The organism is Prevotella pallens (genome assembly GCF_900454935.1).
In the GTDB taxonomy this organism is placed as follows: domain Bacteria; phylum Bacteroidota; class Bacteroidia; order Bacteroidales; family Bacteroidaceae; genus Prevotella; species Prevotella pallens.
Genome location: NZ_UGTP01000001.1, coordinates 526,659 through 549,203, shown reverse-complemented (window position 1 = coordinate 549,203; position 22,545 = coordinate 526,659). Strand labels below are relative to the sequence as shown.

The 22,545-nt window shown below is 35.9% G+C and carries 35 protein-coding genes and 2 pseudogenes; 1 reads left to right on the top strand and 36 read right to left on the bottom strand.

The annotated features are described in order from the left end of the window. Positions 1-69 precede the first annotated feature (69 nt). The 11 genes and pseudogenes from DX009_RS02400 to DX009_RS02350 all read right to left on the bottom strand — a co-directional run. A pseudogene (locus DX009_RS02400) lies at positions 70-477 on the bottom strand (transposase); the annotation flags it as partial. A gap of 111 nt (positions 478-588) precedes the next feature. Continuing rightward, the gene (locus DX009_RS02395) at positions 589-1,167 is read right to left on the bottom strand and encodes a hypothetical protein (RefSeq protein ID WP_006045580.1); all 579 of its coding nucleotides are present in this window, start codon (positions 1,165-1,167) and stop codon (positions 589-591) included. 150 nt (positions 1,168-1,317) lie between these two features. Then, entirely contained in the window at positions 1,318-1,800 is a 483-nt protein-coding gene (locus DX009_RS02390; RefSeq protein WP_115082883.1) for a hypothetical protein, read from the bottom strand. Positions 1,801-1,872: 72 nt separating this feature from the next. Further along, positions 1,873-2,703 carry a hypothetical protein gene (locus DX009_RS02385; protein WP_245944565.1) on the bottom strand — a complete coding sequence of 277 codons (831 nt, stop codon included), beginning with the start codon at positions 2,701-2,703 and terminating at the stop codon, positions 1,873-1,875. Between the two features lie 163 nt (positions 2,704-2,866). Next, positions 2,867-3,274: pseudogene (locus DX009_RS02380) on the bottom strand (transposase); the annotation flags it as partial. 210 nt (positions 3,275-3,484) lie between these two features. Next, positions 3,485-5,029 carry a hypothetical protein gene (locus DX009_RS02375; protein WP_147278659.1) on the bottom strand — a complete coding sequence of 515 codons (1,545 nt, stop codon included), beginning with the start codon at positions 5,027-5,029 and terminating at the stop codon, positions 3,485-3,487. Between the two features lie 118 nt (positions 5,030-5,147). Then, entirely contained in the window at positions 5,148-5,834 is a 687-nt protein-coding gene (locus DX009_RS02370) for a hypothetical protein (protein ID WP_115082881.1), read from the bottom strand. Positions 5,835-5,839: 5 nt separating this feature from the next. Beyond that, on the bottom strand, positions 5,840-7,405 hold the full coding sequence (locus DX009_RS02365) for a hypothetical protein (RefSeq protein WP_245944564.1): 1,566 nt from the start codon (positions 7,403-7,405) through the stop codon (positions 5,840-5,842). Between the two features lie 2 nt (positions 7,406-7,407). Beyond that, entirely contained in the window at positions 7,408-8,058 is a 651-nt protein-coding gene (locus tag DX009_RS02360) for a DUF6939 family protein (RefSeq protein WP_245944563.1), read from the bottom strand. A 29-nt stretch (positions 8,059-8,087) separates the two neighbouring features. Then, a complete protein-coding gene (locus tag DX009_RS02355) occupies positions 8,088-9,320 on the bottom strand; it encodes a DarT ssDNA thymidine ADP-ribosyltransferase family protein (protein ID WP_115082879.1) in 1,233 nt (410 codons plus the stop codon). 56 nt (positions 9,321-9,376) lie between these two features. Next, positions 9,377-9,607: a helix-turn-helix transcriptional regulator gene (locus DX009_RS02350; protein ID WP_115083794.1), complete on the bottom strand. Its 231-nt coding sequence runs from the start codon at positions 9,605-9,607 to the stop codon at positions 9,377-9,379. A gap of 258 nt (positions 9,608-9,865) precedes the next feature. Here DX009_RS02350 and DX009_RS02345 point away from each other — a divergent pair, with 258 nt between their 5' ends. After that, positions 9,866-10,081, top strand: a complete 216-nt coding sequence (locus DX009_RS02345; RefSeq protein ID WP_115082878.1) for a hypothetical protein — start codon at positions 9,866-9,868, stop codon at positions 10,079-10,081. A gap of 18 nt (positions 10,082-10,099) precedes the next feature. On the opposite strand, the gene rplQ is transcribed toward DX009_RS02345, so the two are convergent. The 25 genes from rplQ to rplB form a co-directional block, all read right to left on the bottom strand. Continuing rightward, the gene (rplQ, locus tag DX009_RS02340) at positions 10,100-10,597 is read right to left on the bottom strand and encodes a 50S ribosomal protein L17 (protein ID WP_115082877.1); all 498 of its coding nucleotides are present in this window, start codon (positions 10,595-10,597) and stop codon (positions 10,100-10,102) included. Between the two features lie 76 nt (positions 10,598-10,673). Then, complete coding sequence (locus tag DX009_RS02335; protein WP_006045587.1) at positions 10,674-11,672, bottom strand: DNA-directed RNA polymerase subunit alpha; 999 nt, start codon at positions 11,670-11,672, stop codon at positions 10,674-10,676. Between the two features lie 14 nt (positions 11,673-11,686). Beyond that, positions 11,687-12,295 carry a 30S ribosomal protein S4 gene (rpsD, locus tag DX009_RS02330; protein WP_006045588.1) on the bottom strand — a complete coding sequence of 203 codons (609 nt, stop codon included), beginning with the start codon at positions 12,293-12,295 and terminating at the stop codon, positions 11,687-11,689. Positions 12,296-12,333: 38 nt separating this feature from the next. Further along, positions 12,334-12,723, bottom strand: a complete 390-nt coding sequence (rpsK, locus tag DX009_RS02325) for a 30S ribosomal protein S11 (protein WP_006045589.1) — start codon at positions 12,721-12,723, stop codon at positions 12,334-12,336. Positions 12,724-12,799: 76 nt separating this feature from the next. Continuing rightward, positions 12,800-13,180: a 30S ribosomal protein S13 gene (gene rpsM, locus DX009_RS02320; protein ID WP_006045590.1), complete on the bottom strand. Its 381-nt coding sequence runs from the start codon at positions 13,178-13,180 to the stop codon at positions 12,800-12,802. Positions 13,181-13,269: 89 nt separating this feature from the next. Continuing rightward, on the bottom strand, positions 13,270-13,386 hold the full coding sequence (rpmJ, locus tag DX009_RS02315) for a 50S ribosomal protein L36 (protein WP_004335771.1): 117 nt from the start codon (positions 13,384-13,386) through the stop codon (positions 13,270-13,272). Between the two features lie 12 nt (positions 13,387-13,398). Continuing rightward, entirely contained in the window at positions 13,399-13,617 is a 219-nt protein-coding gene (infA, locus tag DX009_RS02310) for a translation initiation factor IF-1 (protein WP_004352768.1), read from the bottom strand. Between the two features lie 177 nt (positions 13,618-13,794). Next, a complete protein-coding gene (secY, locus tag DX009_RS02305; RefSeq protein WP_115082876.1) occupies positions 13,795-15,135 on the bottom strand; it encodes a preprotein translocase subunit SecY in 1,341 nt (446 codons plus the stop codon). 4 nt (positions 15,136-15,139) lie between these two features. Beyond that, entirely contained in the window at positions 15,140-15,586 is a 447-nt protein-coding gene (gene rplO / locus DX009_RS02300) for a 50S ribosomal protein L15 (RefSeq protein ID WP_006045592.1), read from the bottom strand. A 24-nt stretch (positions 15,587-15,610) separates the two neighbouring features. Further along, entirely contained in the window at positions 15,611-15,787 is a 177-nt protein-coding gene (rpmD, locus tag DX009_RS02295) for a 50S ribosomal protein L30 (RefSeq protein WP_006045593.1), read from the bottom strand. 16 nt (positions 15,788-15,803) lie between these two features. After that, positions 15,804-16,316, bottom strand: coding sequence for a 30S ribosomal protein S5 (rpsE, locus tag DX009_RS02290; protein WP_006045594.1), 513 nt, complete (start codon positions 16,314-16,316; stop codon positions 15,804-15,806). A 6-nt stretch (positions 16,317-16,322) separates the two neighbouring features. Next, a complete protein-coding gene (gene rplR / locus DX009_RS02285) occupies positions 16,323-16,667 on the bottom strand; it encodes a 50S ribosomal protein L18 (protein ID WP_006045595.1) in 345 nt (114 codons plus the stop codon). Positions 16,668-16,688: 21 nt separating this feature from the next. Next, on the bottom strand, positions 16,689-17,255 hold the full coding sequence (gene rplF / locus DX009_RS02280) for a 50S ribosomal protein L6 (protein WP_040595432.1): 567 nt from the start codon (positions 17,253-17,255) through the stop codon (positions 16,689-16,691). A 14-nt stretch (positions 17,256-17,269) separates the two neighbouring features. Next, entirely contained in the window at positions 17,270-17,665 is a 396-nt protein-coding gene (gene rpsH / locus DX009_RS02275) for a 30S ribosomal protein S8 (protein ID WP_006045597.1), read from the bottom strand. A 101-nt stretch (positions 17,666-17,766) separates the two neighbouring features. Next, positions 17,767-18,069 carry a 30S ribosomal protein S14 gene (rpsN, locus tag DX009_RS02270; RefSeq protein WP_006045598.1) on the bottom strand — a complete coding sequence of 101 codons (303 nt, stop codon included), beginning with the start codon at positions 18,067-18,069 and terminating at the stop codon, positions 17,767-17,769. Positions 18,070-18,074: 5 nt separating this feature from the next. Continuing rightward, positions 18,075-18,629 carry a 50S ribosomal protein L5 gene (gene rplE / locus DX009_RS02265; protein ID WP_006045599.1) on the bottom strand — a complete coding sequence of 185 codons (555 nt, stop codon included), beginning with the start codon at positions 18,627-18,629 and terminating at the stop codon, positions 18,075-18,077. Beyond that, on the bottom strand, positions 18,629-18,946 hold the full coding sequence (gene rplX, locus DX009_RS02260) for a 50S ribosomal protein L24 (RefSeq protein ID WP_006045600.1): 318 nt from the start codon (positions 18,944-18,946) through the stop codon (positions 18,629-18,631). The genes rplE and rplX overlap by 1 nt, the downstream gene beginning before the upstream one ends. 20 nt (positions 18,947-18,966) lie before the next feature. Continuing rightward, positions 18,967-19,332, bottom strand: a complete 366-nt coding sequence (rplN, locus tag DX009_RS02255) for a 50S ribosomal protein L14 (protein WP_006045601.1) — start codon at positions 19,330-19,332, stop codon at positions 18,967-18,969. A gap of 2 nt (positions 19,333-19,334) precedes the next feature. After that, complete coding sequence (rpsQ, locus tag DX009_RS02250; protein ID WP_006045602.1) at positions 19,335-19,592, bottom strand: 30S ribosomal protein S17; 258 nt, start codon at positions 19,590-19,592, stop codon at positions 19,335-19,337. Positions 19,593-19,600: 8 nt separating this feature from the next. Then, positions 19,601-19,798: a 50S ribosomal protein L29 gene (gene rpmC, locus DX009_RS02245; RefSeq protein WP_006045603.1), complete on the bottom strand. Its 198-nt coding sequence runs from the start codon at positions 19,796-19,798 to the stop codon at positions 19,601-19,603. A 5-nt stretch (positions 19,799-19,803) separates the two neighbouring features. Further along, entirely contained in the window at positions 19,804-20,232 is a 429-nt protein-coding gene (gene rplP, locus DX009_RS02240; protein WP_004357794.1) for a 50S ribosomal protein L16, read from the bottom strand. Positions 20,233-20,246: 14 nt separating this feature from the next. Continuing rightward, entirely contained in the window at positions 20,247-20,975 is a 729-nt protein-coding gene (rpsC, locus tag DX009_RS02235; protein ID WP_006045604.1) for a 30S ribosomal protein S3, read from the bottom strand. A 4-nt stretch (positions 20,976-20,979) separates the two neighbouring features. Further along, the gene (gene rplV, locus DX009_RS02230) at positions 20,980-21,393 is read right to left on the bottom strand and encodes a 50S ribosomal protein L22 (protein ID WP_006045605.1); all 414 of its coding nucleotides are present in this window, start codon (positions 21,391-21,393) and stop codon (positions 20,980-20,982) included. 31 nt (positions 21,394-21,424) lie between these two features. Next, positions 21,425-21,691: a 30S ribosomal protein S19 gene (gene rpsS / locus DX009_RS02225; protein WP_004362533.1), complete on the bottom strand. Its 267-nt coding sequence runs from the start codon at positions 21,689-21,691 to the stop codon at positions 21,425-21,427. Between the two features lie 22 nt (positions 21,692-21,713). Continuing rightward, a complete protein-coding gene (gene rplB, locus DX009_RS02220) occupies positions 21,714-22,541 on the bottom strand; it encodes a 50S ribosomal protein L2 (protein ID WP_006045606.1) in 828 nt (275 codons plus the stop codon). Between the last annotated feature and the right edge of the window lie 4 nt (positions 22,542-22,545).

Genomic DNA, 22,545 nt, shown 5'->3' with positions numbered 1-22,545 from the left:
AAGGTACAAAAGAACTCTCATAGCTCTTTTAAAGTTATATGCTGCTGCAGCTAATAATACATTGATAGCATCTTCGTTATCATAGTCGGTATTAACACGGATACTTTCTGCTAATATTAACTCCATACCTTCCTCACCTATACGATTTCTGAAGTGAACTAAGTCGGAAGCGTCACAGGGTTGTTTTGGCATAAATTCAAGTCCACCACAGAAATATTGGTAGTAAGCATTCTCACTCCATTGAAAAACAACCATTTCATCTGACACATTACGCAAATGTTTTAAAATTAAAAGACCACACATCAAGCGAATTGGATGAGCAGGGCGACCATTAGTGCTGCAATACAAAGGAGAAAAAGCATTTTCAAAACATTCCCAATTAATCTTATTACTAAGTTGGAAAAGGGGATGTTGATGACTAAGCATGTCCTCTAAAGAAGAGAACATAGAGAGCTGTTTAGATGTACGTTTAAGCATAAATATCTGCAAGAATTATAATGTAAAGGTACAAAAACTTGCAGATATTTGCAAATAATTTACAGGATAATATACTATGAATCAGAGAAATATTAGGTTTATAAGGGAGGACTATTTATCATTATATTTATGAAAAACATATTCGTCTCCATCATCTTGATTTATATATATAAAAACGCTGTGAGGTATCTCCTCCTTAAAGTTTATTAAATTGAGGATTCCAAGAACAGGCTGCCCATTCAAATCTTCTTCCATTACATCCTTTATATGTAAAATATTATCTTCAACTTTTACAAAAAAACCTTTGGAGAAATTTGAGTAATACCCTTGTCTTATTCTATTTTTATACACAATAATATTTCCAGATGAATGAGGACTTTCTTTTAGCCCAAATGTATCTTCTTTTTTTAAAAAGGATATAGTGTCATTATCTGAATTAAGAATACTCCCCACAAAAAGAATTTCTGACTTACAGATATTATTTCTGTCTTTTGCTATTATAACAACCTTTTGTTTTATATGATTAACAATTTTATTTTCATATCTCACAACGGTCCTATCATATTTTTCAAAGGTTGTATAGATTGTGTCTCTTACAAAGTCTTGACTTATATTGTGAGATAATCCTTTTGCATTATAATAGCTGTTGATGCCGCTTATAAAACAAAATAGTAAAAAAAATCTGTACATATATCTTCTTTTATAAGAGGGTGTGTCAAAATTGATACATCCTCTTACGCCTAATCTTTTAAAAATAACATTGATAACCAGATGATTATCTTAATAAACCCCAATTTGGAGCATTAACAGTTCATCCAAAATTAAAATGAGGAATTACTATCACCAATTTAAAGAAGGGAAACACGATTTAAACATCAAAAAAAGATTATTCATAAAATATTCATAATCTTTGAGATGCTCATTATTTACTCCTAAAGTACACACTGCTGGGAAAAAATACCTTTTACTTGTTCCGTCTGCATATAATACAAAAGCATTATAATCAAGGAATGTCACATATTTTGGTGAGTGTTGCTTATTCCCAGAGCATTCGTACATATATTGTACATATCTTTCAAATTCTTTCTTTTGTAATTTTGCTATTTGTTTTGAATATTCATTTTGACTCAAATTTCGTATTTTACCATTATTTATTCCACATTGTATGGTTAGAGAATCTGTATAAAAGCACACTTGATAATTATGCTTATTTTCAATAAAAAATTCTCCATACAGAATATTTATGTACGCTATTTTTTGTGCAGAACAGTTGATGCTCTCACAAAATATAAGAAATAAGAGCATAAAGAATGTTTTTTTCATTTTCGTAATCCTTTCAAAATAACAGTTCTTTCGCTTACTGGAATTTCTTTACGTCTTTTGGCCATTACCGCATTATCTAAATTTTAAATATGATGTTACGCTCATTCCATCCGTCATTTTATATTTCCCAAAATTGGTAAACTCAATGGTATCAATCTTGTTATCTTTTAATTTTAATATGATCATTGTTATATCACAGTGACTTAACTGCTTCAATGATTGGATATATTGTTTATCTACCCAAAGAGAGCGAACCGCTTCTGGATGTATGACGCACATTACCTTATACTCTGTTAAGGTTTCAAGTGGGATTATTCCCTCTATCCCCACTTTTCTATTTAGCACTTTGATAGGCATACCCACATATATGGGGAGACCAATTAACCTATTTGTCTTCAATATACCCTTAGACAATTGATACGGAGCAGATTTTATTGGTATTTTTTCATAAATAAGAGTATCTGATGAAGATGTGGCATAAAATCTTATTGGAAGATCATTGTCAAAATTAAGATTGTACCTTGAATATACCTTCCTTGCTCTACTTTTTGATCTTATTGATAATATATTCGCCCCAAAAAATATTGGGTTATCGGATATAACTACCAACGTATCATTAATCCCTAACACAAGATACAACCTGTTTCCTACACTTTTCTGGTAGTATTCTTCGTCTTGGGGCCAAATCCGAATACCATAATATGTTACATTGCTCTGAGAAAAATTAGTTGTTATAGAATCTGTTAGTTCATTATCTTCAGAATTTAGAGGACTACAGATTGGAGAGTTTACTTCTAGTGCGTCTGTTGATTCATCATTTTTATAATTCAATGAGACTCTCGAAGAGCCAAGACAACAGCTGCACATAAATACATACAACATCAAAGATAATGACTTCTTCATTTTTAGAGTGTGTCAAAAGTTAATTAGTCGTTCCTTAAAAACTATATTTCGGTGTAAAGTTTGTACTGACAAGCTCTATACTTATTCTTTTTATAAGGTACAAAAGAACTCTCATAGCTCTTTTGAAGTTATATGCTGCCGCAGCTAATAATACATTGATAGCATCTTCGTTATCATGGTCGGTATTAACACGGATATTTTCTGCTAATATTAACTCCATACCTTCCTCACCTATACGATTTCTGAAGTGAACTAACTCGGAAGCGTCACAGGGTTGTTTTGGCATAAATTCAAGTCCACCACAGAAGTATTGGTAGTAAGCATTCTCGCTCCATTGAGAAACCACCAGTTCATCTGACACATTACGCAAATGTTTTAAAATTAAAAGACCACACATCAAGCGAATTGGATGAGCCGGGCGACCATTATTGCTGCAATACAAAGGAGAAAAAGCATTTTCAAAACATTCCCAATTAATCTTATTACTAAGTTGGAAAAGGGGATGTTGATGACTAAGCATGTCCTCTAAAGAAGAGAACATAGAGAGCTGTTTAGATGTACGTTTAAGCATAAATATCTGCAAGAATTATAGTGTAAAGGTACAAAAACTTGCAGATACAAACAAATAATTTACAGGATAATATACTATGAATCAGAGGAATATTAGGTTTATAAGGGAGGACTATTTAAGAAAGACAAATTATAAGAGGAGTTTTGCAGAGGTCTCAATATAATAGTTCTTACTTAATTTTGCAGAAAGGCATCAATATATGACGGAGAATTAATGATACGCAAGGAAAGCTTGCTCGTTCATAAAATCTATTGCTTTGGCACCTTTTGATTTGAAATTTTTCAGAATACCCATTTTCAATAAAATATCGTAGGACATTTTTACGACATCTTCGATAGAAAAGGAATCACCTTCATATTCTTTCACTGTGTATGTTATACCACCATCAACTGAATAATTTGCAACCATCTTAGAAGTATTATCTCCGTCCATAAACCTCAGCTCATATTTGTCTGGGGCATCTAACCATATTTTTTTTGTTTTATCAGCACCTCCCGCCTCTCCCAAAATAGTATTTATGATAGCAATATAAGAGAAGTATTCGTTTTTAATAACTCTTTCAAATTGTTTTTTGATAAAAGCTATATCATTATTTTTCACAACATCTGGCTCAAATATTTTTTTTATTTCTTCATCAGAATACTCTTTAATAAATGAATAATAACCTATTACAGGAACATGTCTAGTAAAGTGTTCAATAATAAGTTTACTCTTATTTGTCATCTCATCGTTTGATGTAATGAGATCAATCACCACTACGCCTTCATAAACAGTTGTCTCTTTAATGTTGTGAAGACTTTCATAATCACAATACGGAAATTTGTTCGAATCAAGTAATTCTCTTAATTGCCTATAATGATATTCGTAGGCATCCTTAGACCAACCATAGTTGCTACTATTCACAAAAATAGTGAGAGGCTTACTCTCCAGATATTCATAAATATCTGAAATCAATTTAAAAATCTGCTCATAAACAATCTTAGTAAAATATCTCGTACATGCTTTAAATCCTGGGATTTTGTTGTACCTACTTATATAACGATCGTCTTGAAATTCAAGACAATGAGAACTGAAAGAGGACACAAAACCTTGCCAGATCTTATAGACATCATCTACCAAATCCCCTAGTCCTGTAGTCCTTTTATAACATACTTGATATGTATATCGACCATCATTTGTTCTATCTTGCCTGCATAAGTTATAGTACTTAGTAGCGAAGACTTCTTGTCTCTTTTTCCAATCACGATATGCACTAGCCAAATCATGCCATTGTTGGAATAGTTTAATCGTAGATATTTCCCTTATGATATCTTCATCTGATAGGTTTTTAGGTTTTTTTGTACTTGTTATTCTTTGATCTAATTCTTTGAGTCCATCTGGATATTCTTTTCTAATCTTTTCTAAAAGTACATTCCGTTTCTTCCTATTCTCCCAATTATCAATCGTTTCAGCATCAAGCATCCTCATTTCATGGAGATTCAGGGAATTAAGAATTGCATCAACGTTTTCATTTATTGTTGGAGAAATCTTACCTTTTATGCTATAGTTGTTTCGTTCTGTTATCTGGGGATATTGTTCAAGAATATATTTGATGAACAATGACGAATACTCCTCCGCTATATTATGTTGATTTTTCTTAATCGCTGCCCAATCCATCCAATCGTCATCTGAGAGACTAAGGATTAATTTTCTTTGTTCATTAGACAAAGAGTTAATATTTATAGAAGTGGCATCTAGTAGAGCTCTGAGTAACATAGGGTAATTCTTATGAACCATCCTTATACGCCTCGCATCTTTATTCGCATAAATAATAAAGATTATAACGAGAACTATTGAGCAAGTGAATATTATAGCTATTACCATCGAGAACCCCTTATTTTCTAATAGTTGGTCTACTTATCTTAGGAATAATTTGCAAGATAAACCGTTTGTTATATTCTTCCACATTTAGGTCACGATTAATACCATTAAATCCACTGCCAGCTATAATGACTTCTGTATTATATGCCCTAAAATCCAACTTATCGACAATTCTCCATCTGTTATATAGTGCAAGTGCTCTATTGTAACTTAGATGGTACATTGTAATATTATCTGGATCATAGTTCCCTGTTTTGAGTTTATCCCACTTTATAGCAGCATTTCCTTCTATAATCATTTGGTAACTAAATTTGTTGTTTGCATTTAGTCGTTTCAGAATTGCTTCTATATCATGGCCTACTTTATCAACCGTACTTATATACTCCTCCTTAATTTTATCATCATTTGGATAAAAGATTTCTTTCTCTTGAAAAGCCTTTGCATAGAATATTTTCTTTTCAGGTTCATAGTCTAGTGAGGTTGCCTTACTCAATACCGAGAAGAGGCTGTCCAGTTGCAATATTTGATTTTGTTGCTCAATAGTAACATTTGCTCCTTCAAGAGCTTTTGCTAACTTACGATTCGTGCCGCCAACTTTAATTAGACAGATAATGAATAATACGAGCATGACAAAAAACAAACTAGTCATCAAGTCTGAATAGCTTGTCCAAAACGGATCTTTATGTTTGCCTCGTGCCATATCGCTTAATTCCTCATTGTTTTAATTGCCGAAATCATTTCTCTAACGGCTGTTAGTAAATCAGCGTTTAGCTTATTGCTATTAGAACGCGTCTCTATCTGGGCTTTTTTCAATTCTTCAATTTCTTTTTTTAAATCTCGATAGCAATTAGCTTGCACTTCGGTATATTCTACAAGGGAATTAAGAACATCTTTCAACTGAGACAATGAAGTAAAAGATTCTTTATTATTGTCGGCAAAGTTACGAATATAATCCGTGGATGCTTTAAGCTGGTTGTTTAATTCGGTCGAAACACTTGCTGCATCTGATGTGAGTTCATCAAATTGTTTCCTCCACATATCTCGCGCATCTGATCCTATTGGGAAGTGATGTTCTATTGCTGCTTGGAATTGTGTCTGCAAATCTTTAGCAGTTCTTTGATTTTCTACAACGATCTTAAGCGCCTGTGCAAAATCATCAAATGATTTAACAATATTGTCGATTTTACCTATAGAGACATCTATTTTATTTACAGTATCATTCAGATTGTCTTGATAACTTCTGAATACATTTAGAGAGTCCGATGCTTCTTTAAGAGTACTAAAAGTTTGAGCTATTTCTGCAGCAACCTTGGTCTGATTCATTTTGTTAATTTCTAACAATAATAAATGTTGTTTCTCTATGTTGTCATTGAGAAGTTCAGCAGAATTTGCATAAGCATCAAGGTTATGACCAAATTTCCCTATAAAATTTCCAAGTACACTTTTCAACGAATTAAGACTTGAAGCCATACTATTAGATAGTACAGGCATCAGTTCTCTCCGAAGGAAATCATAATAATCATTTCGATTCTTATCACATTCATCTAATGCGTTCTTATAATTTATAGCGGAATTATAAATCATGAATCCCAAACCAAGGGCACTTGCAATCATAGCTATAACAACACCAACAAGCAGAGCGGAAAGGGAAGACATGTTGCTTGACGAAAACAGCTCTTCAACATTAAAAGCTATTCCGCCAACTCCTGTTATAATTCCTATAAAAGTACCAATAAGTCCAAGATAGAGAGGTACGTTTATAGAACTAGAAATCTGAGCCTCTAAGGATTCTATTTTCCTCTCACATATATCTTTTAATAAAGAAAAATCAGCAGATGTTCCAACATTCTTACATAAGTAAGCGTTTGTTTCGTCTACGATTTCTTCAAACAGGGCATTACTACCTCTTTTAATCTTTATTAAATCAATATCGAATTCTTCAGTCTGCTTTTCTATGTATTCATCATCCACATCTTGAATGGTATTCGATATGCTATTCTGAGAAGTCGTCCTTTTAGGTAAATCTTTCAGGAACTTTTCCAATTCCTTCTTTGAAGAAAGAATTTCCCGTGTAATCGATGACTTAAATATCTCTAAATTCGAGATATTAGGAAAGAATTTAGATAGCAACTTGATATTCTTTCTCGTTTTGTTAAATGAATGGTATTGGAGACATATAACTCCAATCACAATAATAATATCAACGAGAATTAGGGAAACCTGAGAGATCCCTAATTTAAGCCCCATAATACTAATCAGAAATATATTCATAGTTATTCAAATAATATCTTTTGTTTGTGAATAGCAATTTTGCTCTTTGCTGCCTTCTTTTCCTTTTTAAGATTTTCCTTACGGGCTTTAGCTTCTTCCTTAGTCAATGAAGTGTAAACTTCTCCATCTTTGGGGTATCGTCCCTCTATATAAAGTTTTACCAAAGAGGCATGTGAGATGGGAGAAGTGATGTCTCTAAACTCGGAATTTGTATTGTAGTCCAAGAAAACAATATCGTGATCTTTGGCTCTTTGCGCAATTCGTTCAACAACTTTATGCACCTCTGGCACATTATCCAACATCCATTTATAAGTGGGTAGATAAATTTGCATGCGTGCATCAAAATAGTTTAATAACTCTTTGCCATAAACTCCTTTTCGATGTCCAAGAGGCATGCCAAACTTTCGGACCGTACGCTTAAGACCTTTCATAGTGTTATTCTGGAAGGTAGCTAAATCCACATCGTAGCCTTGAAAAACTTTTAAGCCCTGCCATACTGCTTCTACGCATGTCGCATACATACCGGGTGTAAACGGTATAGGAATATTGCCATGTGGATAAAATGGACTCAGTATCTGCGCATAGCGAGTTGATGACATGGAGGTAATATCCAAGATATCCGCATTTGGATATTGCTTCTGGATATTCTCCATTTTTCTTTTTTTACTTTCAATATATATCATTATGACATATAATTAGGGTTACTAATATTTGTGATAAATTCAATTGGGATAAATGTTTTAACCATACATTCAGCCTGATGTTGCTTAAAATCTGGGTCATTACGACCTACATAATGCCTTTTTGTCGCTGAAATTTTTACATTTTGTAAATCAGTATATTCTTTGCCAAAACTTGCATTTCCATCTGCGGCATTTATGTCAGAGAACTTAGTTTCTTTGAAAACGGCTACATCTACTTTGATTTCTAATAGAATCAATCTCGCTCCCTCTTGTTTCTTTCTATATGCCATTGGATGATCGTTGCAAAAACTAAGTCGGACATAGTCTTGTAAACCTTTTCGCGAGTCTAACTGCCACGACAAGGTATCTCCTCCAGGATTCGGTATCTTTATATTGTTTTGCTGACAATAATACCAAGAATATAACCCTCCCATTTTTCGTATGGATGGGAGATTACGCTCATCTGTGAAATGATAAAAACATGACACACCTTTTTGTCTAAGATAGTCAAGTATTTCATTGGCCTCTATCTTCCTGATTGTAATTTGAGCCTTAAGCCTTTCAATCTCTTTTTGCCTAGCTGCTTCCTCTTTTGCTAGTTTTTCTTCATATTCTCGGGCTTTGCGCTCACGTTCTTCACGCTCTTTGGCTGCCTGCTCTTCTTTTCTACGTTGAAGTTCAGCTATTCTTTTTGCTTCTGCTTGTTTTTTTCTCTCTTCCTCAACTTTGCGTTCAATTTCTTTCCTGCGTAGTTCCTCCTTCAATTGGCTAATTTCCTCTTGAAGTTGCATGAATCGCGCATTAAGCTGTTCATCGTTTACTTCTTTAATCCCAAAGGCGTTTTGTAAAAGAATTTTTTCTGCTGCTACAGTGTTACCAGAATTTATATAGTTTTGTACCTCATCGAATTTTCTAGTCAATGCTATTGACAAAGTTCTAATGCGTTCTTTGTATTCTTTTATTCGTGTTTCCTGTCGCTCTTCCATAGATGTAATCTTATTCCATGTCGGCGGTTGGAAATTAATAAAATGACTTGTATGTGAAGAATTTTCCGATGTCGCTGAAATTGAATACCATGCATAGCTCTGGTCAGATATTTTTTTATTGCCAAGTTTACAATCCAATTTCGACTTCTCACGCCTTAACTCTGTAATACGTGCTTCAAGTTCCTCTGATTTTTTATCAAAATCAGTTCCTTTGAAAATTCTTATTATTACATCAAAAAATCCCATTTCTAATTTGTAGTGAATTTAGGCTTCTAAAAAATAAAGGAGTTATCAGACCTGTGCTACTTAATTATAGACATTATCACTTTTTGATCATCTGTTGGCTTGATTAGTTCTCTTACATCAACATGAAGTACCTTAGCTATTGAAGCCAAGATCTCTAGGGATGGTTGAGAAGTGTTGGTACACCACTTTGAAATGGTTGCGACATCTTTCCCGATTTTCTCCGCCAACCATTTGCTAGTCCTCTTGTTCTCAGTAAGGACTACCTTTATTCTATTTAAATCAGCCATAGGCATATGTTTTTATTTCGCAAAAATAGTATAATCAGATGATAATGCCAAATAATTAATGATATATTCGTTAATTTATAGCCTATAAATTTGCGTTTTAGTGACTTTTCAAGATATTACTCTTCATTTGTTCTAAAATTAGCATAGAGATAGTGTTTTAAACAAAGCGCAAGCGGTTCACATTATGTCTGCGAGCCGCTTACAAAATATACAGTTTTTTTCATAGGTTTTCACAACATATTCAAGAAAAATTTATCAATGGAAATTCTGGAAACAAAAGGAAGAAAAATGAATAAAATAAAAAGAGAAGAAAGAGAGGACTTACACACTTTTTTAGACACTACCTTTACTGACATTTGTCCCGACTTCAGGTCCATAGACAGTTACGTAAAACTAGAGTTTAGACTCATAGAGGATACACCATTATATAAAAAAGCAGATATGCCATACGACATATCTGCAATTTTATTATAAAGACATGATCTACAAAGATTATTCAGCCTTTCCTTCTTCTGAAGGCTCCTCTGTTGAAGGTGTTTCAATTGAAGGATTTTCTGTCTCAACCTTTTTTGTAGAACGACGGCTACGGCGTGTCTTCTTAACTTCTGCTTTAGGCGCCTTAGCCATATTCTCATCATAATCAACCAACTCTATAAAAGCTATAGGAGCTGCATCACCTTTACGGAAACCGAGCTTTATTACACGAGTATAACCGCCTGGACGATCACCAATCTTAACAGAAATTTCTTTGAACAATTCGCTTACAGCTTCTTTGTCTTGTAAATAACGGAATACAACACGACGTGAATTTGTAGTATCATTCTTAGAACGTGTAATTAAAGGCTCAACAAACTTCTTTAAAGCTTTAGCCTTTGCAAGGGTCGTAGTGATTCTTTTGTGCTTAATCAAAGATACTGCCATATTAGAAAGCATAGCACTACGATGACTAGCAGTACGACCCAAATGGTTGAATTTCTTATTATGTCTCATTTTAAATTTTCTTATTGAGGACCAAAATGAATTTCTGTAGACAAAACCGGCTTAGGATCTATGTCGTACAGTAAATTTATTCGCGGTCCAATTTGTACTTTGTAATATCGGTTCCAAACGTTAGATTCAGACTCTCGAGCAAATCATCAAGCTCAGAAAGCGATTTCTTACCAAAGTTGCGGAACTTCAAAAGATCTGTCTTATTGTATTGAACTAAATCGCCAAGTGTTTCTACATCTGCTGCCTTTAAACAATTCAGTGCTCGAACACTTAAATTCAGCGATGAATCAGTTAACTTTGTCTTAAGCAACTGACGCATATGCAACACTTCCTCATCAAACTCTTGATTCCCCTCTTGATCAGGGCTCTCTAACATAATTTTTTCGTCAGAGAATAACATAAAGTGATAGATGAGAACCTTTGCAGCCTCTTTTAATGCATCTTTTGGGTGAATAGAACCATCTGTTGTAACTTCAATAATCAGTTTGTCATAGTCGGTTTTTTGCTCAACACGATATGGCTCAACTGCATATTTCACATTACGTATTGGGGTGTAGATTGAATCGATTGGGAGTACATTTACATCAGTGCAGAACTCACGATTTTCATCAGCAGAAACGTAACCACGCCCCTTATTGATTGTTAAATCTATCTGCATTGAAGCCTTTGAATCTAAATGACAAATCACCAAATCAGGATTTAACACTTCAAATCCAGTCAGATACTTACCAATATCACCAGCTTTGAATTCAGTAGAATTCTCTACAGTGATACTAACTTTCTCATTCTCGAATTCTTCTACTACTTGCTTGAATCGAACTTGTTTGAGATTCAAAATGATGTTAGTAACATCTTCCTTTACGCCAGGAACTGTAGAAAATTCATGCTCAACACCTGCTATACGAATAGTGTTAATAGCATAACCTTCTAATGACGAAAGAAGGATGCGACGCAAAGAGTTACCTATTGTAATTCCATAGCCTGGCTCAAGAGGACGAAATTCGAACTTACCGAATTTGTCATTAGCCTCCAACATCACGACTTTATCAGGTTTTTGAAATGCTAATATCGCCATTAATTTAATGATTTTTATTGTTTAGAGTACAACTCAACGATTAACTGCTCTTTAATATTTTCGGGAATATCCGCACGATCTGGTTGGTGAAGGAATTTGCCACTCTTGCTATTCTCATCCCATTCAATCCAAGGATATTTACTGTGATTGAAACCTGCTAAAGCTGCTTCAATTACTTCTAGAGACTTTGCACGTTCACGAACGCCGACTATATCTCCAGGCTTTACTGCATAAGAAGCAATATTAACAACACTACCGTTTACAACGATGTGTTTATGACTCACCAATTGACGAGCTGCAGCACGTGTTGGTGCAAGACCAAGACGATAAACTACATTATCAAGACGGCTTTCAAGGCTCTGCAAAAGAACTTCACCTGTAATCCCACTTGCTTTAGCAGCACGATCAAAAAGATTACGGAACTGACGTTCCAAAACTCCGTATGTATATTTAGCCTTTTGTTTTTCTGCTAACTGAGCACCGTATTCAGAAACCTTACGGCGACGATTATTGCCGTGCTGCCCAGGAGGAAAATTTCTCTTAGCTAACACCTTATCTGCACCGAAGATTGGCTCACCAAAGCGGCGTGCGATTCTAGATTTTGGACCTATGTATCTTGCCATAATTTAATTTAATTCTTTAAATTGTTAAAAAGATGTGATTATACGCGACGACGTTTAGGAGGACGGCAACCATTATGTGGCAATGGAGTTACATCGACAATCTCTGTAACTTGAATACCAACAGTATTGACTGCACGAATTGCACTCTCACGACCATTACCTGGTCCTTTTACATACGCTTTTACTTTGCGTAAACCGAGGTCGAATGCTACTTTAGCACAATCTTCTGCTGCCATCTGCGCAGCATAAGGAGTGTTTTTCTTCGAGCCACGGAATCCCATCTTACCAGCTGAAGACCATGAAATAACCTGACCTTCATTATTTGTCAAGGATACAATAATGTTATTGAATGAACTATGTACATGGAGTTGACCAAGCGCATCAACTCGCACATTTCTCTTCTTTGATGTTGCTGTTTTCTTTGCCATAACTTTTTTAGTCTAAGCTTTAAGTAAGTAAGTTACAATCTAAATAGGACCATAACTCACGACTCATAACTAAATTTTATTTAGTAGCTTTTTTCTTATTAGCAACAGTCTTCTTCTTTCCCTTACGAGTGCGAGCATTATTCTTTGTACTCTGACCACGAACAGGAAGACCATTACGATGTCTAACTCCACGATAGCAACCTATATCCATGAGACGCTTGATATTCATCTGTATCTCTGAACGGAGATCACCTTCTACTTTAAATTCAGCGCTGATAATTTCACGGATCTTAGCAGCTTGGTCGTCAGACCATTCACTTACCTTAAGGTCACGGCTAATGCCTGCTTTATCCAATATCTTTGCTGAACTACTTCGACCTATACCATATATATAGGTCAATGCGATTTCGCCACGCTTTTCTTGGGGCAAATCTACTCCAACAATTCTTATTGCCATTGATTGTAATTAATTAAACTTTTATTCACAATAATTCGCAAAGTTACCCATTTTATATTAGGTAACAATGAGTTTTGTTTTTTTTAACTTTAACCCTGACGTAATTTGAACTTAGGATTCTTCTTGTTAATAACAAACAAGCGACCCTTTCGACGAACAATCTTACAGTCAGCTGTACGCTTCTTCAATGATGCTCTTGTCTTCATTTTTATGCTTTATTATTTATATCTGAAAACTATTCTGCCTTTTGTTAAATCATATGGACTCATCTCGACCTTCACTTTGTCCCCAGGAAGTATCTTAATATAGTGCATTCTCATTTTACCTGAGATGTGTGCAGTAATATCAACCCCATTCTCTAACTCTACTCGGAACATTGCATTAGAGAGAGCCTCTAAGATTGTCCCATCTTGTTCTATAGCAGTTTGCTTCGCCATATTTTAAACACAGTCTTAATGATGAATATTCTATTATAAATCTACACTATCAGTATTACATATTAATAAAATTTAATCAGGGCAATCAAAATACACATAGAAAGACACCATAATATAAATGATTACCCTTTTTATTCTAATGTTTCATCCTTCAAAACTTTTCACCTAAAGGAGGATTTAATATGCAGAGACCGTATTATTACCACGTGTATGACCTGAATTCAATAGTCCATCATAGTGTCGCATCATTAGATGAGATTCTATTTGCTGCAGTGTATCAATAACTACACCAACAAGAATAAGCAATGATGTTCCACCAAAAAATTGACCAAACGAATCTTGTACATTCAATAGTCCAGCCAATGCTGGCATAATCGCAATGAAAGCTATAAATACAGACCCTGGACCAGTCAAACGACTCATTACAGAATCAATATATTCAGCAGTATTCTTACCTGGTTTAACTCCTGGTATAAATCCATTATTACGCTTCATATCCTCAGCCATCTGAGTTGGATTAAGAGTGATTGCAGTATAAAAATATGTAAATGCAATTATAAGAATTACATATATTGAATTATACAAAAGACTCTTTGTATTCATAAGAGACTGAAAGATTGGGCTAGCACTATCGGTAGAATATTGAACGAATGCTAAAGGAATAAACATCAAAGCCTGAGCAAAGATGATAGGCATAACGTTAGCAGCAAACAACTTTAAAGGAATATATTGACGCGCTCCACCATATTGTTTATTTCCAACAACCTTCTTCGCATATTGCACAGGAATCTTACGTGTTCCTTGTGTAAGAAGAATCGCCGCACAAACAACCAAATATAGGATGATTATCTCAGCTATAAACATCACAAGGCCACCACTTGTAATTGCCGTGAAACGACTACTTACTTCTTGAAAGAAAGCTTGTGGAAGACGAGCTATAATACCCACCATAATAATGATAGAAACGCCATTCCCAACTCCTTTATCTGTAATGCGCTCACCGAGCCATAAAATAAACATAGACCCGGCAGCCAAGATTATTGAGGCAGATACCATGAAGAGCGTCCAATTGACACCTGTAGCCAAAGCTCCAGCTGCTTGCGTCTTCAAATTAAACAGATACGCAGGGGCTTGAAAGAACAATATAAAGATTGTTAACACTCGCGTATACCAATTTATCTTCTTATGACCACTCTCACCATCTCTCTGCATCTTTTGGAAATATGGTACTGCAACCGCCAAAAGCTGCATTACAATTGAAGCTGAGATATAAGGCATAATTCCTAAAGCAAAAATAGAAGCCTTAGAAAATGCACCACCAGAGAACATATCCAACAATGACATTAGACCGCCAGCTGTTTGCGACTGGAGCTTTTCCAATAAACTGGGATTAATTCCAGGAAGTACAATAAACGAGCCAAAACGGTAAATGGCCGTGAACAAGATGGTCACGAGGAGTCGCTTACGCAAATCCTCGATTTTCCAACAGTTCTTCAGTGTCTCAATAAACTTTTTCATTTACTTAGATTATAGTTGTGTTACCACCAACTGCCTTAATAGCTGTCTCGGCAGTTTTAGAGAAGGAATTTGCTTCAACATCTACCTTCGTTTTCAATTCTCCATTTCCAAGAATCTTAACAAGCACTTTTCCATTTGTCAGACCAGCTTCAATAAGCTCAGTTAAACCAATCTTAGTCAGATTCTTTTTCTCTGCAAGTTCTTGAAGAGTTGACAAATTAACTACAAAATATTCCTTGTGATTGATATTCTTGAAACCACCTTTCGGAACACGGCGTTGAAGTGGCATTTGACCACCTTCAAAGCCAATCTTTTTCTTGTAACCAGAACGAGATTTTGCCCCCTTATGACCACGAGTAGAAGTTCCGCCAAGTCCAGATCCTGTTCCGCGACCAATTCTACGACGTGACTGGGTTGATCCCATTGCGGGTTTCAAATTATTTAATTTCATACCTTAGTTTCTTTAAAGGATTTATTAATCAATTAATGATACCAAATGATGCACTTTTCGAATCATTCCACGAATACTGGGAGTATCCTCTACTTCTACTACTTGTGAAATTTTACGAAGCCCTAGAGCCAACAAAGTAGCCTTCTGATCTTTAGGAGCATTAATGCGGCTCTTAATTTGCTTAACTTTTATTGTTGCCATATTTTACTCTCCTATATTAACCATTAAAAACTTTATTCATACTAATTCCTCGCTCTCCTGCAACTGTATAAGCATCGCGCATTTCAGCAAGCGCTGCTATTGTTGCCTTCACAAGATTATGAGGATTAGATGAACCTTTAGACTTTGCAATAACATCGGTAATACCTGCACTCTCCAATACAGCACGCATAGCACCACCCGCCTTTAGACCAGTACCTGCTGCTGCTGGCTTAAGTAATACTTGCGCACCACTATAACGAGTTTCAACCTCGTGAGGAACAGTTCCTTTTAAAACAGAAACCTTCACAAGATTTTTCTTGGCAGCATCAGTACCTTTTTGAATAGCTGCTGTTACTTCACCAGCTTTGCCAAGTCCCCAACCGATTACGCCTTTACCATCGCCGACTACAACGATAGCTGCAAATGTGAATGTACGTCCACCTTTAGTTACCTTGGTTACACGATTAATTGCAACCAAGCGATCTTTTAGTTCCACGTCACTATTTACTTTTACTTTATTCATTACCATAATCGTTTAGAATTTAAGTCCTCCTTCACGAGCACCTTCAGCTAATGCCTGTACGCGTCCATGATAAAGATAACCATTACGGTCAAATACTACTTGCTGAATACCTGCAGCTGTTGCTTTTTCAGCAATCAGCACACCAACTTTCTTTGCTTGTTCTATTTTGGTCATTTTTTCAAAACCTGTAGAAGAAGCAACAACAAGTGTAGTTCCCGTTAAATCATTAATAACCTGTGCATATATTTGTTTGTTACTACGAAAAACACTTAAACGTGGACGTTCCGCAGTTCCATTCACACTCTTACGAATGTGGTATTTTATTTTCAATCTTCTTTGTTCTTTCTTTGTTGTCATAATCGCAATGAATTATTAAAATTACTTAGCGGCAGCTGATTTACCAGATTTTCTACGAACAACTTCGCCTTTGAACAATATACCTTTACCTTTATATGGCTCAGGCTTACGGAAAGAACGAATCTTAGCACAAATAAGACCTAACAATTGCTTATCAGCTGTTTCAATAGTGATAACTGGATTCTGATTACGTTCACTCTTTGTCTCAACTTTCACTTCTTTCGGGAGTTGTAAGAATATAGGGTGCGTATAACCAAGCGTAAATTCAACTAAGTTTCCTTGATTTGAAACACGATATCCAACACCAACTAATTCAAGTGTCTTTGTATAACCTTCACTAACTCCTACTACCATATTATTTACGAGCGAGCGATAAAGCCCATGATATGCTTGCTTTTGCTTACTATTTTCTATATGGTTCGCATCAATCTCAAAAGTGACTAAAGAATTCTCAATATTCATCTTAATTGATGGATGCACATATTGAGACAATTCACCTTTAGGTCCTTTTACTGTAACAACATTATCCTTCTGTGAGATAGATACTCCAGCAGGAATACTAATTGGCAATTTTCCGATTCTTGACATATCAAATCCTCCAATTAATAAATATAACAAAGAACCTCACCACCTATTTTTTCAGTAGTAGCTTCTTTATTTGTCATTACACCTTTAGACGTAGAAATTATAGCAATTCCAAGTCCATTAATAACTCTCGGCATGTCTTTATAACCAGTATACTGGCGAAGACCTGGTGAAGAAACGCGTTTTAAACTTTTGATAGCGTTTTGTTTTGTTACTGGATCGTACTTTAAAGCGATCTTAATAGTACCTTGCGGTCCATCCTCAACGAACTTATAGTTCAGAATGTATCCCTTTTCAAAGAGAATCTTTGTGATAGACTTCTTTAAATTAGATGCAGGAACCTCAACAATGCGATGATGTGCCATAATCGCATTTCTGAGTCGTGTCAGATAATCTGCTATTGGGTCTGTCATAAATAAAAAATTTAATTAATCGGGGCTTTCCCGACAATATTAAAAAATACTTAATATTACACGATAAGTATCAAATAATACTCACTCGTTAAAATAGGGTCTTACCAACTTGCCTTCTTTACTCCAGGTATCAATCCTTGAGATGCCATCTCACGAAATTGAATACGAGAGATACCAAAGTGGCGAATATAACCTTTAGGTCGGCCTGTTATCTTACAGCGATTATGCAACCGAATAGGATTTGCATTCTTAGGAATCTCTTGCAATTTTCTTGCAGCATCATAAGCCTCTGCAGGATCCGTAGCTGTAGCTATTATCTTTTTCAAAGCGGCCCGTTTTTCTGCATAACGAGCTACCAATTTCGCGCGTTTTACTTCGCGAGCTTTCATTGATTCTTTTGCCATATTACTTAATCATTTTTAGCATTTTTGAATGGTAGCCCGAAAGCTTTTAAGAGAGCGTAACCTTCTTCATCAGTCTGGGCAGATGTTACAAAAGTTATATTCAAGCCTTGAATACGATCAACTTGATCAATATTTATTTCAGGGAAAATTATCTGTTCAGTTATACCTAACGTATAATTTCCACGTCCATCAAACTTGCTATCAATACCTTTAAAGTCCCGAATACGAGGCAAAGATACTCGCACCAGTTTCTCTAAAAATTCATACATTCTCTCTCGACGTAATGTTACCATAACGCCAATAGGCATTTTTTTACGAAGTTTAAAATTTGCGATATCTTTCTTTGAATAAGTTGCAACTGCCTTTTGACCTGTTATAGCTGTAATCTCATTAATTGCTACTTCAATAATCTTTTTATCTTGAGTTGCATCGCCTAAACCTTGATTAATAACAATCTTCTTCAATACAGGAATCTGCATTGCTGAAGTGTAATTAAATTGCTTTTGGAGAGTAGGAGCAATCTGTTCTTTATATTCTTTTTTTAATGCAGCTGTATTCATTATTTAATTACCTCCCCTGACTTTTTTGCTATACGTGTAATAGTCTTTCCGTCACGTTTAATCTTTATACGTGTTGGTCGCCCTGTTACAGGATCAATAAGACTAACATTTGAAATATGAATAGGTGCTTCTTTTTTGACGATACCACCTTGTGGATTCGCCGCAGATGGTTTTGTACTCTTTGAAACTAGGTTGATGCCGTCAACTAACACACGTCCTTTGTCAACGAGAACTTTGAGCACCTTACCACTTTTACCTTTATCAGAGCCTGCAAGTACAATTACTTGGTCATCTCTTTTGATATGGAATTTTGCCATTTTGTTTTTCGTTTAATCTATTAAAGAACTTCAGGTGCTAAAGAAACAACTTTCATATTTACTGAACGAAGCTCACGAGCGACAGGTCCGAAGATACGGCTTCCACGAAGTTCACCAGCATTGTTAAGTAATACACAAGCATTATCATCGAAACGTATATATGAGCCATCAGCACGTCTAATTTCCTTTTTAGTACGCACAATCAGCGCCTTTGATACTGCACCTTTCTTAATATCACTTGATGGTATAACATTCTGCACCGCAACTACGATAACGTCACCAACACTTGCATAACGTCGACGTGTACCACCAAGTACACGAATACACTTTGCTTCACGTGCTCCGCTGTTATCACATACTGTAAGTTTTGATTCTGTCTGTATCATAATTACTTAGCTTTTTCTACTATTTGAACTAATCTCCATCTTTTTGTTCTACTCAAAGGACGAGTCTCCATAATTGAAACTGTATCTCCAATATTAGCCTCATTCTTTTCGTCATGAACATGGTATTTCTTTGTCTTCTGAACAAATTTACCATATATCGGATGCTTTTCTTTGAATTTTGCAGCAATAACGACAGTCTTATCCATCTTATTGCTTATAACAACACCCTGTCTTACTTTTCTTAAATTTCTTGTTTCCATCTGAACTACTATTTATTATTAAGTTCTCTTTGACGAAGTTCAGTCTTCATACGTGCAATATCACGACGAGCAATCTTAATTTGAGATGGACTTTCAAGAGGAGTAACCTGATGATTCAGCTTCATTTTATCAAGAGCTGTTTCAGCGTTTTCTATTTTTTCTACCAATTCGTTGGTATCAAGCTGTTTTACTTCTGCTATCTTCATCTTTTTTAAGCGTTTTTATCGTAATCACGTCTAACAACAAACTTTGTCTTTACTGGTAGTTTCTGTGCCGCAAGGCGAAGTGCCTCTTTAGCAATATCAAAACTAACACCTTCTACTTCAAAGAGGATGCGTCCTGGAGTAACTGGTGCAACCCAACCTGCAGGATCTCCCTTACCTTTACCCATACGCACATCAGCAGGTTTCCGGGTAATAGGTTTATCAGGAAATATTCTAATCCAGACTTGACCTTGACGATTCATATAACGATTCACTGCTATACGAGCTGCCTCTATCTGTCGGCTGTCAATCCACTTTGGCTCAAGCGTCTTGATACCAAAGGAACCAAAAGCTAACTGTGTACCTCTATGTGCGTTTCCTTTATTTCCACGTCCATCTTGAGGTCTTCTATATTTTACTCTTTTTGGTTGTAACATGATAGCTCTCTCTTTTAACGGTTATTGTTTCTTCTGCGATTACCACGTCCAGAACGTACATTATTATTAGGACGTCCGTTACTCTTTTCCTGATTAAAATTAGGGGTCAAATCTACCTTGTCATAAATTTCTCCACGGCAAATCCATACCTTAATTCCTAACAGTCCTACCTTTGTAAGTGCCTCTGTTTGACAATAATCGATATCTGCACGGAATGTATGAAGAGGAGTTCGTCCCTCTTTAAACATCTCTTTACGTGCCATTTCAGCACCATTCAGACGACCTGTAATTTGGATTTTAATACCCTCAGCACCAGCGCGCATAGTATTCGCAATAGCCATCTTTATTGCTCGGCGATACGCAACCTTTCCTTCCACTTGGCGTGCTATATTCATACCGACAATATTTGCATCTAGCTCAGGCTTTCTAACTTCAAAGATATTTATTTGAATTTCTTTCTTAAAAAGATTTTTTAATTCCTCTTTAAGTTTGTCAACGTCCTGACCACCCTTTCCAATCACCAATCCAGGGCGAGCTGTACAAATAGTGATAGTAACAAGCTTCAATGTTCGTTCGATTACGATACGAGAAACACTTGCTTTTTCGAGACGTTTATTCAAATAGGTTCTGATTTTTTTATCTTCTAAGAGATTGTCTCCAAAATTTTTACCCCCAAACCAATTTGAGTCCCAACCGCGAATAATGCCTAAACGGTTGCTTATTGGATTAACTTTCTGTCCCATTCTACTATTTATTTATATTATTAGCATTGACCTTTGAATCAACGAAAAGCGTAACATGGTTTGAACGTTTACGGATTCTGTAACCGCGTCCTTGAGGTGCTGGGCGCATACGTTTCATTGTAACACCTTCATCAACGAAGATCTTCGAGATATAGAGTTCATCGCCTTCAACTTTGCGATCGTTTTTTATTTCCCAATTTGCAATAGCTGAGCGCAAAAGTTTCTCTACATTCTGCGCAGCAGCTTTTTTAGAGAATCTTAATACACCCAAGGCACGATTCACCTCCATACCACGAACCATATCAACGACATAACGCATTTTCCGTGGAGAAGAAGGACAATCCTTGAGCTTTGCAAAATATTGGCTTCGAAGAGCTTGCTTACGTTCTTCTGCCTTTATATGTTTTCTTGCTCCCATTATATATTTCTTTTCTAAGGGTTATAACCTGTTATTTCCTATTACCAGAATGACCTCCAAAGCGTCTTGTGGGGCTAAACTCTCCGAGCTTATGTCCAACCATATTCTCAGTAATGTAAACAGGGATAAATTTATTTCCGTTATGAACTGCAACAGTGTGTCCCACAAATTCAGGGGAAATCATTGATGCTCTGGCCCAAGTTTTTACAACATTCTTTTTACCACTTTCATTCATTGCAAGAATTTTCTTCTCAAGTGATACGTTTATATATGGACCTTTTTTTAATGAACGACTCATAATTTACTCTTAATTACGTTGTTTACTTCTTGTTAGCTCTTTCAATTATATACTTGTTTGAAAGCTTCTTTGGTGCACGAGTCTTAAGACCCTTAGCATACAGACCCTTACGTGAACGTGGATGTCCACCAGACTGACGGCCTTCACCACCACCCATTGGGTGATCAACAGGGTTCATAACAACACCACGGTTGTGAGGGCGACGTCCCAACCAACGTGAGCGTCCTGCTTTACCTGATTGTTCAAGAGCATGATCAGAATTACCTACACTACCAACTGTTGCTTTACAAGCTGACAAAATCTGGCGTGTCTCACCAGAAGGAAGTTTGATAACACAGTAATTACCTTCACGAGAAGTAAGTTGAGCAAAATTACCAGCCGAACGAACAAGTAAAGCACCTTGACCTGGTCGTAGTTCAATATTATGAATTACGGTACCAACAGGGATGCTTGACAATGGTAGAGCATTACCAACTTCTGGTGCAGCTTCCGCACCAGACATTAGTTTAGCACCTACTTGCAGTCCGTTAGGAGCAATAATGTAACGTTTTTCACCGTCAGCATAGTATAATAATGCAATTCGAGCAGATCTGTTAGGATCATATTCAATTGTCTTCACTATAGCTGGAACACCATCTTTCTCTCGTTTAAAATCGATAAAACGAAGTTTTCGTTTATGACCACCGCCCATATAACGAACAGTCATCTTACCAGTGTTATTTCGTCCACCAGTAGAACGTTTACCGTAAACAAGAGATTTTTCTGGTACGGATGCAGTAATATCCTCGAACGTACCAATAATCTTGTGTCTTTGTCCCGGGGTAACCGGTTTAAATTTACGTACTGCCATTTCT